The sequence below is a fragment of the Herbidospora cretacea genome, assembly GCF_001570605.1.
Taxonomy (GTDB): domain Bacteria; phylum Actinomycetota; class Actinomycetes; order Streptosporangiales; family Streptosporangiaceae; genus Herbidospora; species Herbidospora cretacea.
Map to the genome: position 1 here is coordinate 380787 of NZ_BBXG01000003.1, position 14917 is coordinate 395703.

11 protein-coding genes are annotated in these 14917 nt (G+C 71.3%); 8 read left to right on the forward strand and 3 right to left on the reverse strand.

Going from position 1 to position 14917, the window contains the following annotated elements:
• Positions 1 to 2 precede the first annotated feature (2 nt).
• Positions 3 to 1418, reverse strand: a complete 1416-nt coding sequence (locus tag AW270_RS07540) for a cytochrome ubiquinol oxidase subunit I (RefSeq protein WP_061292097.1) — start codon at positions 1416 to 1418, stop codon at positions 3 to 5.
• Between the two features lie 351 nt (positions 1419 to 1769).
• Entirely contained in the window at positions 1770 to 2597 is an 828-nt protein-coding gene (locus AW270_RS07545) for a polysaccharide deacetylase family protein (RefSeq protein WP_061292101.1), read from the reverse strand.
• A 328-nt stretch (positions 2598 to 2925) separates the two neighbouring features.
• Between AW270_RS07545 and AW270_RS07550 the strand changes: the two genes are divergently transcribed.
• The 8 genes from AW270_RS07550 (at position 2926) to AW270_RS38550 (ending at position 11174) form a co-directional block, all read left to right on the forward strand.
• On the forward strand, positions 2926 to 3135 hold the full coding sequence (locus AW270_RS07550; RefSeq protein ID WP_061292104.1) for a hypothetical protein: 210 nt from the start codon (positions 2926 to 2928) through the stop codon (positions 3133 to 3135).
• A gap of 91 nt (positions 3136 to 3226) precedes the next feature.
• Positions 3227 to 3796 carry a hypothetical protein gene (locus AW270_RS07555; protein WP_061292107.1) on the forward strand — a complete coding sequence of 190 codons (570 nt, stop codon included), beginning with the start codon at positions 3227 to 3229 and terminating at the stop codon, positions 3794 to 3796.
• Positions 3797 to 3942: 146 nt separating this feature from the next.
• A complete protein-coding gene (locus AW270_RS07560; protein ID WP_061292428.1) occupies positions 3943 to 4605 on the forward strand; it encodes an SRPBCC family protein in 663 nt (220 codons plus the stop codon).
• Positions 4606 to 4639: 34 nt separating this feature from the next.
• The gene (locus AW270_RS07565) at positions 4640 to 5536 is read left to right on the forward strand and encodes a hypothetical protein (RefSeq protein ID WP_061292110.1); all 897 of its coding nucleotides are present in this window, start codon (positions 4640 to 4642) and stop codon (positions 5534 to 5536) included.
• A gap of 38 nt (positions 5537 to 5574) precedes the next feature.
• Positions 5575 to 6222, forward strand: coding sequence for a DsbA family oxidoreductase (locus AW270_RS07570; protein WP_063819125.1), 648 nt, complete (start codon positions 5575 to 5577; stop codon positions 6220 to 6222).
• A 154-nt stretch (positions 6223 to 6376) separates the two neighbouring features.
• Positions 6377 to 8395, forward strand: coding sequence for a hydantoinase/oxoprolinase family protein (locus AW270_RS07575; RefSeq protein WP_061292113.1), 2019 nt, complete (start codon positions 6377 to 6379; stop codon positions 8393 to 8395).
• On the forward strand, positions 8382 to 10202 hold the full coding sequence (locus AW270_RS07580; RefSeq protein WP_082801377.1) for a hydantoinase B/oxoprolinase family protein: 1821 nt from the start codon (positions 8382 to 8384) through the stop codon (positions 10200 to 10202). The genes AW270_RS07575 and AW270_RS07580 overlap by 14 nt, the downstream gene beginning before the upstream one ends.
• Positions 10203 to 10331: 129 nt before the next feature.
• Positions 10332 to 11174 carry a hypothetical protein gene (locus AW270_RS38550; protein ID WP_157521750.1) on the forward strand — a complete coding sequence of 281 codons (843 nt, stop codon included), beginning with the start codon at positions 10332 to 10334 and terminating at the stop codon, positions 11172 to 11174.
• 2 nt (positions 11175 to 11176) lie between these two features.
• Here AW270_RS38550 and AW270_RS07590 read toward each other — a convergent pair whose 3' ends face one another.
• Positions 11177 to 14707, reverse strand: coding sequence for an NACHT domain-containing protein (locus tag AW270_RS07590; protein ID WP_061292122.1), 3531 nt, complete (start codon positions 14705 to 14707; stop codon positions 11177 to 11179).
• Positions 14708 to 14917 lie beyond the last annotated feature (210 nt).

A 14917-nucleotide genomic window follows, 5' to 3' on the forward strand; every position in this document is an offset into this window, starting at 1 on the left:
CCTCAGTACATCATCGTCGGGACGCGGCGCTTGGTTTCGCCGGCCACGACGGCCGGCACCGGTTCGTCCGGGCCGGCCTTGACGTGCCGGACCAGCAGGACGATCTCGGCCACCGTCAGCACGCCGTAGACCACGGTGAACAGCGCCAGCGAGATCGCGACCTCGGCCAGGCTGACGCCGGGGGACACGCTCGCCGCGGTGAGCAGCTCGCCCTGGACGGTCCAGGGCTGGCGGCCGATCTCGCTCAGCAGCCACCCGGAGACGATCGCCGCGATCGGCAGCGGCAGCGCGAGCACGCACAGCCGGGCGAACCAGCTCGGCACCGGGCGGGCCTTGCGGCCGCGTCCACGGGTCAGGAACAGCCCGAGGAGGGCCAGCCCGACCGTGGCCATGCCGAACACGATCATCACGCGGAAGGACAGGTAGACGACCGGCAGGTTCGGCGTGTAGTCGCCGGGGCCGAACTGGGCCACCAGCCGCTGGTTGATGTCGTCGATGCCCTGGACGACGGCGTTCGGGTCGTGCGCGGAGAGCAGGCTCAGCAGGTGGGGGACCTCGACCCCCGGCACCGGCGAGAACGGCGCGCCGGCGGTGTCGTGCCGCAGCCCCTCGGCGGCGGCCAGCTTCATCGGCTGCTGCGTGTGCAGCAGCTGCCCCGACATGTCCCCGGTCAGGGCGACGACGGCCCCCGCGATCGCCGTCATGACCAGGGCGCCGCGCAGCGCCGCCCGCCACATGTCCGCGGGTCTCCGCATGGGGACGGTCTCGTCCCGGCGCGGGCGCAGGGTCGCGTTGCGCTCCCGCAGGATCCGGTAACCGGCCACCGCCAGCACGAAGCCGCCCGCCACCACGAACGACCCGGCCACCACGTGGGGGACCTGCGCGAGCGCGGTCGAGTTGGTCAGCACCGCCCACAGGTCGGTCATCCTGGCCCGGCCGTCGACGACCTCGTAGCCGACCGGGTGCTTCATCCAGGCGTTGGCGGCCAGGATGAAATAGGCCGACAGGTTCGACCCGATGACCGCCGCCCAGATCGTGGCCAGGTGGAGCTTCTTCGGCAGCTTGTCCCACCCGAAGATCCACAGCCCCAGGAACGTCGACTCCAGGAAGAACGCCAGCAGCGCCTCCATGGCCAGCGGCGCCCCGAACACGTCCCCGACGAAGATCGAGTACTCGCTCCAGTTCATGCCGAACTGGAACTCCTGCACGATGCCGGTGACCACACCCATGGCGAAGTTGATCAGGAAGAGCTTGCCGAAGAACTTCGTCAGCGTCAGGTAGTGCTCTTTGCCCGTGCGGTACCACGCGGTCTGCAGACCGGCGACGAACACCCCGAGCCCGATCGTCAGCGGCACGAAAAGAAAGTGGTAGACGGTGGTGATGCCGAACTGCCACCGCGCCAGGTCCAAAGCCTCCATGTCCCCCTCCGGAACGCCTGAGCTCTACAGGGTGTAGTTCTACTTCTAGTAGTACTACGGGTTGTAGAGCTCGAAGCCCCGAAGTACTGCGATCTTCGTCACATGACGTGGCGGGACCGGGATCCGGAGCTCTCCCAACCTCCGGATCCCGGTGCTCACAACCCCCGTTGCGTCTCCGAGAATGCCGCCCCGGGTGTCCCGGCCGACAGGGACGCACGCCCCGTCTTCACGGGATTTCCTCGCTCACCCAATCTGGCGTAACCGGGGCGGGCCGGGCGTCCGCCGTCAGGCTGATCGGCCGGTACCCCGCGCGGATGAGACGTCCCGCTCACGGCTCCGCCCAGCCGTTCCTCACGAAGTGGCGGGGAGGAGTTCGTCCAGGTAGGCGCCGAGGTCGCCGAAGGTGAAGCCGCGCTTCTCGATCTTCTTCACCAGCCGGGTGAAGTCCCGCTCCAGCGGCGGCCGGAAGTGCAGGAGCAGGATGTCGCCCGGATAGAGCTTCTTGTCCGGGACCTGGTAGGCGATCCGGGCGTTCGCCTGGACCGACGCCGTCCACAGCACCAGCGCTTTGAGCCCGCACCTCTCGGCCGCCGTCAGCGTCGCGGCGTTGTACGACCCGAAGGGCGGCCGGAACAGCTCGGGCTTCCTGCCGACGTGCCCGCCGATCGCCTTGGAGGCCCCGCAGATCTCCGCCCTCTGCCCCTCCGGGCCGAGCGTGCGCAGGTCGGGATGGGTGAGCGTGTGGTTCTCGATCGCCACGCCCAGGTCCTTGAAGTAGGGCCAGCCGCCCGCCCCGACGTACTTCCAGCCCGGCCCGGAGTCCGGTACTTCCTCGGCCTCGACGGCGTCGCGGGTGGCGAAGACGGTGATGGGGATCCCGCGCTCGCGGACGATCCGGGCGAACCCCGGGTCCTGCTCCCAGCCGTCGTCGATGGTCAGGAAGACGACTTTGCGCTTCGTGGGGACGCTGCTGACGACGGGGAACCCGCCCCGCTTCATCCGGGTGACCTCGCCGGGCCGGGGCAGTCCGCTGGGCGCAGGCGCGGGGGAGGGCGACGGCGGCGCGGCGGGAGAGACGGCGGGAGACGCGGGGGCGGCCTTCGGCGGAGGGGCGGCCCCGGGGGCCGCGCAGGCGCCCAGCACGAGGGCCGGCAGGATGATCGCTAGGGCCTGGCGCATGGGGCGTCATCCTAGCCTCCGCCGATCGGAACCCCGGCTTCGTGGCTCCTGGGTGATGCTTTGCTGACGGCGGACTTCTGCGCTGATGCATTTCTCCATGCCAATAGTGGAATATCGCGTTATGGATTCGTATTGGAACTCCAGCATGCCGTGGATAGGGCACTTCTTTGGGAATGGCGACCTTTAATATTTGACGCGTCCCGCCCTGTCGAGATCCGAAATCGCAGGGGCATACTCGTAGACGAAAGCCTGGACCGTTCCTTGGAAGACCGCGAAGGAGGCCGTCATGGTCGTACACGCGCGAGTGGTTCATTCGCAGGGGCAACCGGTGGTCCGTCCGCGCACGCCGGCCGATCCCGAGCCGGTCGACGACGACTCGGGCAGCTTCATCCTCGACGACGAGGAGTTCGCCGCCGCGAAGCAGCAGGCCCTCGACTCGCTGGGCCTGACCTATGAGCAGCTCGCCGAGCAGGCCAGGGAGCGGCGGTTCTCCTCCTTCGAGGCCAGGAAGGTCTGGCTCTTCTTCAAGGAAGGCTGAGCTCAAGCAGGCCGAGGCCACCGGCAGGGCCTTCGCCGACCGGCTCGAACAGCTGCTCAACACCACCATCTGCAGCAACGTCAAGCTCGGCGTGGCCGTCTCCGCCGCCGACGCCCCGATGGTGCGCATCGGCTTCGGGGTCACTCGGAAATCACTGCTCACCGCGGACTTTCCGGTGAGCGTGGCGGGACGGCCTCGGGTCTACATGGACCTCAGCTACCGCATGTTCCTCGACCTCTCCACGGGCCGGCTGCGCATGGTGGCGAGTGCGATCGCGATCAGCGCGGCTGACGAGAACCGGTCCCGGCTGTGTCACTGGGATTACGAGCGGGACAAAGATCGGGGTTATCCCGATGCCCACCTGCACATTCATGGCAAATCGGACGCAGAGATATTCTGGCGTCCTCGCCTTGTCAATCCAGGTCTGGACAATCTGCATTTTCCGGTGGGTGGCCGTCGGTTCCGGCCGACCCTCGAAGACGTGATCACCTTCCTCGTCCGCGAGGGGATCTGCGAGGGCCGCGACGGCTGGTGGGAGAGGGTCGACTCCAGCCGGGCCGAATACGAACGGCAGCAGCTCGGGGCGGCGATCCGGTGCGACGAGGACGGGGCCGTCAGGTGGTTGCGGGATCTCGGTTACGGGGTCACGCCGCCCGCCTGAGTGAGGTCCGGGCGTTTACGCTGTGATCGTCGTCCTGCGCGGTTCGTGTACTTCTGCACGCTGGTCCCGCTCCCGGGCGGCAGATGTTGCCGTACTCGCCGATCGCCTGGATTCCCTAGTGTGCTCGGCAACCGAGGGAGGTGGCCGTGAAGGTCGTGGGCAGTGCCCTGATCGGGGCGGAGCGGTGGAAGGTCTGGACGGCCCTGCAGGATCCCGCCGTGCTGGTGCGGACCATTCCCGGCTGTCAGCGTCTCGAGGCGGTCGGGGACGACGTCTACACGATGACGGTCTCGGCCGGGGTGGCCTCCATCAAGGGGGTCTACCAGGGGGAGGTCGCGCTGACCGAGCCGAAGGAGCCCGAGACGTTCGTGCTCAAGGGGCGGGGCCAGGGCGCTCCCGGGACGGTCGACGTGACGGTGAACGTGCGGCTGACCGAGGAGGACGGCGCGACCCGGGTCGACTACGACGCCGACGCCGTCGTGGGCGGGATGGTCGGCGGGGTCGGGCAGCGCATGCTCACCTCGGTGGCCAAGAAGATGGCGGGGGAGTTCTTCGCCGCCGTCGAGAAGGACATCTCGGCCGTGCCGGCGGTGTTCCCCGGCGCGCCGTCTCCCTTGGAGGGGGAGGAGCCTCGGCGGGGGATCGCGTCGCAGCGCATGGGCGTGTTCACCCGAGGTGACGAACTGCCCCCCCGGCCTCGTGAGGGTGTCCGCGCGTGGCCGGTCCTGGCCGCTTTCGGGATGGGCGCCGGGATCGCCCTGGGAAGCGCCGTCATCGGGTGGCTTCTCGGACGTGCGAAGAAACGGTAGCGATCGGGCGATCTTTGGGCGTACGTTGGTGCGCATGCGGGAGTCGCACGCGGAGGACGCTCGGGCCGAGGCACGAAGGCTGACCACCGACCTGCTGGGAGAGGACCGCCCCACGGCGGGCACTCTCCTGCGGGAGGCGCAGGCCGTGCTCGGCCGTGAACGCACCCGCCGCGTCGCGGATCTGGTCCGTCTCGCCCCACTGACTCGGCGCTCAGCCGAACTGGCGGCCGTCGCCGCGCTCCTCGTCGGGACCGATGAGCTCGGCGGCGGTTGGTGGACGGTCAGCCGCGACGGAAAACTCCCCGCCCCGGAAGAGGCCCTGGTCAAGGCGCGGCCGATCGAGCCGTGGGGCGACCTGACGGTTCTGGAGACGCTGGCCGCGTGGATCTCCGACGACGTCGCCGACACCCTGTGGGGCCCGCCCGTCGGCACCGCCGACCTCAACTCGTGGCAGGCCGAAGACCGTGTCCCGGTGCCGCCGGGCGCCAAGGCGGGCGGCAAGCTGGTCGTCGCGTTCGACGCCGGCGGCCGTCTCGACGCGATGGTGGTGCGCCGCCTCGACGACGAGCTCGGCACCAACCTCGACTTCAACTCCCTGCGCTACGCCCGCCCGGCCGAGGCCCAGTGGTCGTGGGGCGTCGCCGCCGGGCTCGGGCCACACCCGCTGCCGGGGGAGGAGCCCAGCCCGTACGCGAAGGAGATCGACCCGAAGACCGGCCACGTGCTGCGCGAGTGGACGCTCCGCCACGGCGCCGCCCCCGACGAGACCGGGCCCGCCTGGCAGACCGTGGGCGACGTCGTCGCGGCCGTCGAGCGGCTCGACTGGATGTGGCGCAGCGCCGAGTGGTTCGCCTGGTGGCGGGCGGTCTCCGCGCTGGTCGACGGGCTCGACGAACAGCTGACCGACCGGCTCCACGACTTGGCGCGTTAGGCGGGAATCGGGCGCGTCCGGCACGGGTTGCAGCCGTTGTGAAGGTTGAGATCTTTTCTGACGTCATCTGCCCGTGGTGTTACATCGGGCACACCCGCTTCCACGCGGCCGTCCGCGAGTACGGCAAGCCCGTGCAGGTGGCCTACCGCCCCTTCCAGCTCTCCCCGGACGCCGTCAGCGACGGCACCCCGCTCACGGAGTACCTGGAGAAGCGCTTCGGCAGGCAGTCGCTGCAGATGATCGAGCGGGTGGTCGGCACGGCGGCCGTCGACGGTCTCGACCTCCGCTACGACCAGGCGATCGGCGCCAACACGCTGGAGGCCCACCGGCTGATCTGGCTGGCCCAGCGTGAGGGCAGGGCCCCCGAGATGGCCGAGCGGCTGTTCCGCGCCCACTTCACCGACGGCCTCGACGTCGGCGACCCGGTCGTGCTGGCGAAGCTGGCCGTCGAGGTGGGGGTGGCCGACACGGGCGAGGGCGGCGAGGAGGTCCGCGCGGAGATCGACCGGGCCCGTGAGCTGGGCATCACCGGCGTGCCGCTGTTCCTGTTCGAGGACAAGTACGCCGTCTCCGGCGCCCAGCCCGTCGAGACCCTGGTCGCGGCGCTGCGCGAGGTCGAGCAGCGCGAGCCGCTCTCCGCGCCGCAGGGCGACGCCTGCGCCGACGGCTACTGCCTCGTCAGGTGACACTCGTCAGGTAACAGAAGCGGTGACCTGCGGACACACGTTGTCGCGGAGCGAGGGGTTCACGGCGTGGGCGGGCAGGCTGTGACGAGTATTTTGGGATTCTTCGGCACAACCCGCTGATTCCCCACGTCGGGCAGGTCGGTAGAAACGGGGCATGTACAGCGTCCGAATCGGTGTCGACACGGGTGGCACGTTCACCGACGTGGTGCTCGTCGACGAGCGCACCGGCCAGATCGTGACGACCAAGACCCCGTCGACGCCGTCCAATCCGGCCGACGGGTTCCTCGCGGGGGTCGCCAAGGTCCTGGAGCTGCACGGTGGCGGGGTCGACCTGGCGAGCGTCTCGGCGCTGGTCCACGGCACGACGGTGGCCACCAACCAGCTCCTGGAGGACCGCCCCGACCGGTCGGACCACCTGGGCTTCATCACCACCGAGGGCTTCGAGTTCATCCTGGAGATCGCCCGGCAGAGCGTGCCGGACGGCTACGGCAACTCCTACTTCTGGGTGAAGCCGCCCCGCATCGTGCCGGTGCACCGGGTGAGGACCGTCCACGGCCGCCTCGACCACACCGGGGCCGAGGTGCGCCCGTTCGACGCCGGCGAGGCCGCCGAGGTCGCCCGCTGGTATCGGGAGCAGGGCGTCACGGCCATCGGCGTGTGCTTCCTGCACGCGTACGCCAACCCCGCGCACGAGCGGCTGATGCGGGACGTGCTGACCCGTGAGCACCCCGAGGCCGTGGTCTCCCTGTCGAGCGACGTGCTCCGGGAGTACCGCGAGTACGAGCGCTCGGTCACCACGCTGGTCGACGCCGCGGTGAAGCCGATCATGCGGACGTACATAGGCAATCTGTCCGAGCGCCTCGGGCGCGGCTTCTCGGTCATGAAGAGCAACGGCGGGGTGCTGTCGGCGGCGGAGGTCGTCAACCAGCCCATCACCACCGTGCTGTCCGGTCCGGCGGCGGGCGCGCTCGGCGCGGCCCTGATCGCCGGGACGGCCGGGCACCCGAGCGTGATCACCCTGGACGGCGGCGGCACCAGCACCGACGTCGCCGTCATCGTCGACGGGGAGCCCTCCCAGACCACGGAGGGCTCCATCGGGCGTTACCCCTGCAAGATCCCCATGATCGACATCGTGACCGTGGGAGCGGGCGGCGGTTCGGTCGCGTGGATCTCGCCCGAGGGGACGCTGAAGGTCGGCCCCCGTTCCGCGGGGGCCGACCCCGGCCCGATCTGCTACGGCAAGGGCGGCACCGAGGTCACCGTGACCGACGCCCACGTGTTCCTCGGCCGGGTCCCGCCGCACCTGCTCGGCGGCGAGATCCCGCTCGACGCGGCGGCGGCGCGGGCCGGGATCGAAGGGCTGGCCGCCAAACTCGGCCTCACCCCCGAGCGCTGCGCGACCGGCATCCTGGAGATCAGCGCCTTCAACCAGTCGAACGCCATCCGCCAGATCACCGTCAAGCGCGGCCTGGACGTGCGCGACTTCCCGATGGTCGCCTTCGGCGGGTCGGGCCCGCTGCTGGTCTGCCGCCTGCTCGACGTGATGGGCCTGAAGAGCGCGATCGTGCCGCCCGACCCCGGTAACGTCTCGGCGTTCGGGCTGCTCACGGTGGACGTGAAGAACGACTACGTCCGCACCCACGTGACCACCGACCCCGTCCCGGACGAGATCGAGGCGATCTTCCAGGACCTGGAGGCCCAGGCCGCCGAGGCGCTGGAGCGGGAGGGCTTCACCGACCACGTCTACGTCCGCACCGCCGACCTGCGCTACTACGGCCAGGCCTACGAGGTCCGGGTCCCCGCGGACGGCGACGTCGAGGCGAGGTTTCACGAGGCGCACCAGAAGCTCTACGGGTACGGCTACCGCGACGACCCCCGCCACGCCGTCGAGTGGGTCAACCTGCGGGTGAGCGGCATCGGCCCGATCACCCGCCCGGCGCTGGCCCGCCGCCACGAGCAGTTCGAGGAACCCACCCCGCTCTGCACCCGCGACGTCCACTTCGACACGTGGGCCCGGACGGTCGTCTACCGCCGCCGCGACCTCGGCGCCGGCGCGGTCGTGGCCGGCCCGGCGGTGATCGAGGAGTACGGCTCCACGCTCCCGCTGCACCCCGGCTTCACCGCGACGATGGACGACTACGGCAACCTGGAGGTGCGCCGTGAGCTTGGCTGACCCGATCCTGATCGAGATCGTCGAGGGCACCCTGGCCTCGGTCGAGATGGAGGTGGAGACCGCCATCGCGCGGACCGCCCGCTCGCCCATGATCCGCGACGCGCACGACTTCCGGGCGGGCATCCACGACGCCCGCCTGCGCAAGCTGACCGGCCGCTCCTACAGCGCCCTCGTGCAGCCGGTCGTGCGCGACTACCCGGTCGAGACGATGAACCCGGGCGACGTCTTCTTCCACAACGACGTCTACCTGTCCGAGGGCGGCATCGGCCACCTGCCCGACCTGTGCGTGACGGTGCCGGTCTTCCACGACGGCGAGGTGGTGGCGTTCGTCCAGGCGTTCGGCCACCACGACGACATCGGCGGCTCCTGCCCCGGCTCGATGCCGTCCGGCGCCCGCAGCGTGTTCGAGGAGGGCCTGATGGTGCCCCCGATCCGGCTGTGGGACCGGGGCGTCCCCAACGACGCCGCGCTGCGGATCATGACCCGCAACTCCCGCATGCCCGACTCCCTCGCCGGGGACCTCGACGCCGAGTGCTCGGCCTGCCTGATGGGCGCGCGGCGGCTCGGCGAGCTGTTCGACCGCTACGGCCGCGCGGCCGTGGAGGCCTGCTTCGACGCGATCCTGACCAAGACCACCGAGACCTTCCGGCGCGAGCTGCTGGCGAAGATCCCCGAGGGCGTGCACGTCTGGGAGGACTACGCCGAGCACGACGGCGTCGACGAGCCCCGCCTGCACGCCCAGCGCATCACCCTGACGGTCGACCACCACGCCCCCGAGCCGCTGGTGATCGACTTCACCGGCACCTCGCCGCAGGCCAAGGGCCCGATCAACCACGCCGGGGACTACGCCGACGGCGTGTTCCTGAAGAAGTGGCTGGCCCCGGTCCTGCGCAACCTCGCCGACACCCCTGAGCGGATGGCCGAGCTCGACGTCAACGAGGGCGTGGTGCCGCTGATCAAGATGGTCTTCCCGGAGAAGGGCACCCTGCTCACCCCGATCTTCCCCGCGCCCACCAACGCCCGGACCTTCGTGATCCTGCGCCTGCTGGGCGTGCTGGCCGGGGTGCTGGCCAAGGCGACCGGCGGCCGGATGCCCGCCGACCAGGAGACCATCCGCTACACCGGCGTCCACGGCCAGGACGCGGCGGGCAACGACTACCTGATGCGCGAGGTCCTCGGCGGCGGCTCCGGCGGCCGCTGGTACGCCGACGGCGAGGACACCATCCACGTCGTGCCCGACTCCCGCAACATCCCCGTCGAGTTCGCCGAGGCCCGCTGGCCGCTGCGGGTCGAGCGCCTGGGCCTGGCCGTCGACAGCGGCGGCCCCGGCCGCTACCGGGGCGGCCTCGGCTACGACAAGCACATCCGCCTGCTCCGCGACGCCTCGTTCATGAGCATCGCCGACCGCTCGATCCTCAGCTGCTGGGGCGTCAACGGCGGCCGGGCCGGCCGCCCGTTCGTGGTGACGGTCGACGGCGTCGAGATGGAGGGCCTGGTCGACGACTTCCCCGTGGCCGAAGGCCAGATCGTGCGGGTACGGACGACCGGGGGCGGCGGCTGGGGCTCCCCGCTCGACCGTGAGCCGTCCCGGGTCGCCGGCGACGTGCGCGACGGGAAGGTCTCGCGCGAGGCGGCCCGGGAGGACTACGGGGTCGTCCTCGTGGACGGTCTCGAGGTCGACGAGGCCGCCACCGAGGCGCTGCGGGCCGAGCTCCGGGTACCGAATGAGGCGTTCTTCGACCGGGGACCGGGCTTCCCGAAACTGTCGGGCGGTCTTCCGCACGCGGAGGTCGACGTCAGGGGCTGAGCGGGCGCGCTACATTACCGTCCATTTAAGATCGACCCGAATGGACGGTATGCGCTCCCTCATCCTCGCCCTAGCCCTCGTGGCCGGCGCCCCGCCACCGCGCACGCCCGGACGGCCGACCCCGACCCGGTGGCGGCCCTGAGGGCGCTGCTCGCCCGTGGCGCCGGAGCCACGACCGAGTTCCACGGCGCGGTCATGACCGACCTGGCGCGCACGCAGCGGCTCGACACCGGCCAGTGGGTCACCGACCAGGCCGCCATGAAGCTGAGCGGCACCGGCAAGGTCAAAGGCACGACCGGCGTGACCGCCTCGGAACAGGTACGCAAGCTGCTGATCGGCGACCGCTTCATGATGGTCGAGGCGGCGCCTGGGGACCCCTACTTCGCCGGCGTACTCCCCACCGAGGGCACGCTGCGCACGATCAGCGCCGGTGGCCGGCACTACCAGCTCGCGCCGAAAAGCAAGACGTGGATCGACACCGGCAGAGCGAGCGGCGCGTCCGCCGCCTTCGGCGACCAGCTCGTCAACGCCCTGGAACCGGCGACCCTGCGCGCGCTGCGCGCCACCAAAGCACCGCAAGATCGTCTCCCCCTGGAGGAAGGACCGCGCCACCGGCCGCAAGCAGCGCATCACCATCCTGACCGGGACGATCGCCCTCAAGGACCTCGTCCGCGTCTCCCCGAGCCTCCGCGAGGCCGCGGGCACCACGGCGGTGGGCGCCTCCGTGGTGACCTGGACGTACATGTACGACGACCGCGGCTGGCCGTACATGATCGGCTGGAGCTTCTACGCCCACCCCCGGCCGCAGGTCAAGGGGCTTGGGCGCGACCGGTTCCTCCGCGCGGACTACGCCACGCGCTACCAGAACTGGGACCGGCCCCTGACGGTCACCGCGCCCAGGGCGAAGCCGGGCCGGGGCTGGAGGTCGACGACCTGGCCGACGTCTTCGCCGCCCCCGCACGCCGCAGATAGCGTCAGCCGCGCCTGCGCAGGTCGCGGAGGAGGACTCTGGCCACCTCGGGCGGGCACACGGGATGGTTCAGCAACGCCACGACCATGACGCCCTGTTCGGTTTTGTCCAGGGCGACGACGGCGTTCGCGACCGCCATCCGGGCGCCGGCGCCCAGCCCAGGGTGGCCGAAGAGGCCGTCCACCAGCCATCCGACGGCGAGCGGGTCACGCTGGCCGATGCCGACGAGCAGCGACTCGGCCACCTTTCTGATCTTGGTGCCGATGCGGTCGAGATCGACGCCCGTCAGGAACTCGGAGGCCAGCTCCCTGATCCGCTCACGCGGCACCCGCCCCGGCAGCAGCGCGCCCGTGATCGCGGCCAGGGTGGCGATCCCCGTGGAGAGCTGGGTGATCTCGTCGTCGGTCAGTCGTCGCGGCGGAACCACGATCCTGTCCCTGGCGAGGGCGTACACCCTGAGCACCTGGTCCTGATCCAGCCCGTGGACGCGGTCGGCCCGGATGAGCACCTCCACGAGCTCGCGCAGGACCGTCGCCTCCTCTCCACGGCCGACGGAGTCCTCGATCCTGGCGAGGATCCTCGTCCGGTGACCGGCCACGCGCCGGAAATCGTCCCTGCCGACCCGCTCGGGGTCGGCGAGGATCTTCGCGATGTTCTTCGTGGCGTCTCCATGCGGCCCGAAGAGGAGGGCGAAGACCCAGGTGACGAGCCTCTCGGGGACGCTGCCGACGGCCCCCGACAGCGTCAGGGCGCCGGTCCCAGCCACCTTCGGGCTGGGACCGCGCAGCACGGCCCTGGTGAGCCACGCCCGCGCCCGCGGATCGGCCGTGGCCAGCCGGCCCTCCAGCCGGGCGCGGACCTCCATCGTGTCGGAGTCCCGGCCGGGGAGCAGGGCGCGCAGGTCGGTCCGCAGCGTGCCCAGGATCTCCGGCGGGGCGTGCTCGGCCCAGGCCTGCGCCGAGCCGCGCACGACCGCGCGGGCGGCGCCGGCCAGGTCGTTCAGCACGTCCCTGTGCATGTCGAGCGCGTCGCCCGCCAGCACGACCTGCGTGGGCCGCACGGCCCGGGGCTCGATCCCGCCCAGCGGGCCCAGCCAGCGGGTGAACCGGGCCCGGGTCTCCACGTCGAGGTGGGGGGCCGCGAGCCCGATGCCCTGGACGAGGATTCCGGCCCGTGGCCTGACCGGGGGAGGAGAGCCGAGCAGCCGGTCGGCCAGCCAGTGTGGATGCGCGCGGGCGATGTTCTTCAGGACGACCACGTGTCTCTCGTCCACGTCGCCGACCCCGGCGAGGAGGTGGTCGACCACCTCGCCTCTGACGGTCTCGTCACCGGTCCACCGGGTGACCAGCCGCATCTGGGTGTCCTTCCAGTTCCTGCGCAGGGGTGCGCCCAGGAACTCCCGCCAGGTCGTCCAGCCGCGCTCGGCCCTCAGCGGCGCGCAGTCCCAGAGGAGCTGGCCGACGTCGGCGGCCTCGGTCTCGTCCAGCGTCGGCCGGTCCACGGCGAGGGCGGCGCGTCCGAATGCCAGGGCCTGCTCCTCGGTGAGCGCGGCGGCCAGGTGGACCCGGGTCACCGCCTGCCGGCCGGTGACCCCCAGGTGGGCGAGGTTCTCGCACATCACCTGGAGACATTCGGCGACCAAGTCGTCGCCCTGAAGCGGGGTCAGCAGCCGGGCCGGAAGGTGGTCCCATCCGGGGGGACGCGGATTCATCGCGGCCCACGCCTCCAGCGCGGAGGTCAGCTGCGCGGCCCGGACGCCCGGCTCGGCCCGGGGGATGAGACGCCCCAGCGCCGCGAGCGCCTCCTTGGCGAGCTCCTCGGGATGGCGCGTGACCGCGTCGGCGAGGGCGGCGTGCGCTGCGGGGACCTGATGGCGGGGCGCGTCGCCCAGCACCGGGACGGCCGGCCCCAGGAGGTCCGGCCATGGGCGGATCCGGGCCAGCACGGCGTCGAGGGCCGCGCCGTCGTCCTGCTGCAACGCCGCCACCACATGGGCCTGGGCGCCCGCCGGGCCGTCGATGGGCAGCGCCTCGGCCAGCGCCCGGTACTTGGCGGAGTCGTCGGCCTGCAACATCAGCGAGGTGGCCACCGACCACACGCCGAAACCGCCCTGCCGCACCGCCTCGGCCAGCCGCCGCACGCCCGCCGACCCGACGCCCTGGGTGAGCAGGGCCCGCCCGTGGGCGAACTCGGCGAAGTTCTGGTGGAAGAACTCCCACTCGTACAGGTGCTCCCGGACGACACCCTCGCTGACGAGGAGCCGGAGGCCGGAGTCGAGGTCCTCCGGGAGATCTCCCTTGGGCACCCGGGGGTTCGGGACGCCCTTGTTCAGGTAACGCTCGCCGAGCGCGAGGGCGGCGGCGTTCTTGCCCCGGCCCTCGTCGGTGCCGTCCAGCCCGGTGTGGCGGGAGATCCGCTCGCGCCAGTACGCCTGGTACAGCCGCGTGGCCGTGAGGTCCTCGGGGACGTGGCCGTGCGCGCCGAACACGTCACAGGTCATGGCCAGCCGCACCGGAAGGGCGCACAGCGTCCGTAACCGGCCGTTCCCGCTGACGCCGCCGCGCAACGAGTCGAGGAAGCCCGCCCGGTCGGCCGGGGTGACGTCCCGGCGCGTGGCGAGGTAGCGCTCGGCCCAGTCGACGATCTCGGCGGGATCCAGCGACGGCACCGGGAACTGGCTGAGCCGGTTCCCGAGGCGGTCACGCCCCCGCAGAGGGGCCAGGAAGCTGTGGAACTCCTGGTCGCGGCAGGTGAAGACGACCTCGGCGTGGTCGGTCGCGGTCTGGAGCAGGGTGGTGATCGGAATGACCGTGCTCCTGTTCAGCACCAGGTCGAGGGTGTCCACCAGCAGGGTGACCCGTCCGTGCTCGCGGGCGTGGTCGTGCAGGATCGCCCCCAGGCCGCGTCCGCTGTAGGGCTCGACGGCCTGCCCGAAGAACGCGTCCGCCTCCAGGGGCGTCGCCGGCAGCCCGGCCGAGAGGACGGCGGCGCTCGACACCAGCACCGCCGCCAGCCCCGACTCCTCGATCCGGTTCAGCATCTGGCCGAGCAGGACGCTCTTGCCGATGCCGCCGTCGCCGACCAAGGCGAGCACCTGCCGGCGGGGTTCTCCCTCGGACTGCCGGTCGCGCGTCGCCAACGCGGAGTCCAGCAGGCTGGGTCTCGGCACAAGGGGGAGCCACTCGGGCTCCAGCGACGCGCGATCGGGCGCCCGCACCCGGTGGGTGGGCCCGGCGGCCCCGGCCTTCAGCCGGAGCTCGTCCAGGCGGAGGGCCTCCTTGACGTCGTCCGTGCCGCCTCCGAGGGCCTTGACGAGGAGTCCGAGCTGCTCGGTACCCGTGTGCAAACTCCGGCCCTTGAGGATGTCGCTGACCCGGGTCGGGCTGTCCAACGACATGGCCTTGGCGATCGGCCGCAGGCCCTTGGTGCCGTTGTCGACCCGCACCTGGTCGAGGTGTTCCAGGAGCTTGCGATGGGGCCCGTCCGCCGGCCACTCGTCGCGGTCGGTCGGGCGGCCGCCGCTACGCTGGGCCACGGTCTCTTCCTCTCTCGCGGGTGTCACGCCGCTGTCACGTGGTGTCTCGCCATTGTCGTGAATTCGATGACGTTCCGCGTGGTGAAGACCGTGCGCGCAACTCGTGACAGCTCGTCACAGGTGTTCGATGGTGCCCTTGACCTGTCCGAAGTCCCCCGAGACAGGGAGTTTCACCATGGAAGACTGGTTCACCGTCGCCCGATGCGCCGG

Excerpts from the sequence above, each read along its gene's own strand:
- AW270_RS07545 (WP_061292101.1), bottom strand. The coding sequence starts at position 2,597 with ATGCGCCAGGCCCTAGCGATCATCCTGCCGGCCCTCGTGCTGGGCGCC.
- AW270_RS07575 (WP_061292113.1), top strand. The coding sequence starts at position 6,377 with ATGTACAGCGTCCGAATCGGTGTCGACACGGGTGGCACGTTCACCGAC.
- AW270_RS07540 (WP_061292097.1), bottom strand. The coding sequence starts at position 1,418 with ATGGAGGCTTTGGACCTGGCGCGGTGGCAGTTCGGCATCACCACCGTC.
- AW270_RS07565 (WP_061292110.1), top strand. The coding sequence starts at position 4,640 with ATGCGGGAGTCGCACGCGGAGGACGCTCGGGCCGAGGCACGAAGGCTG.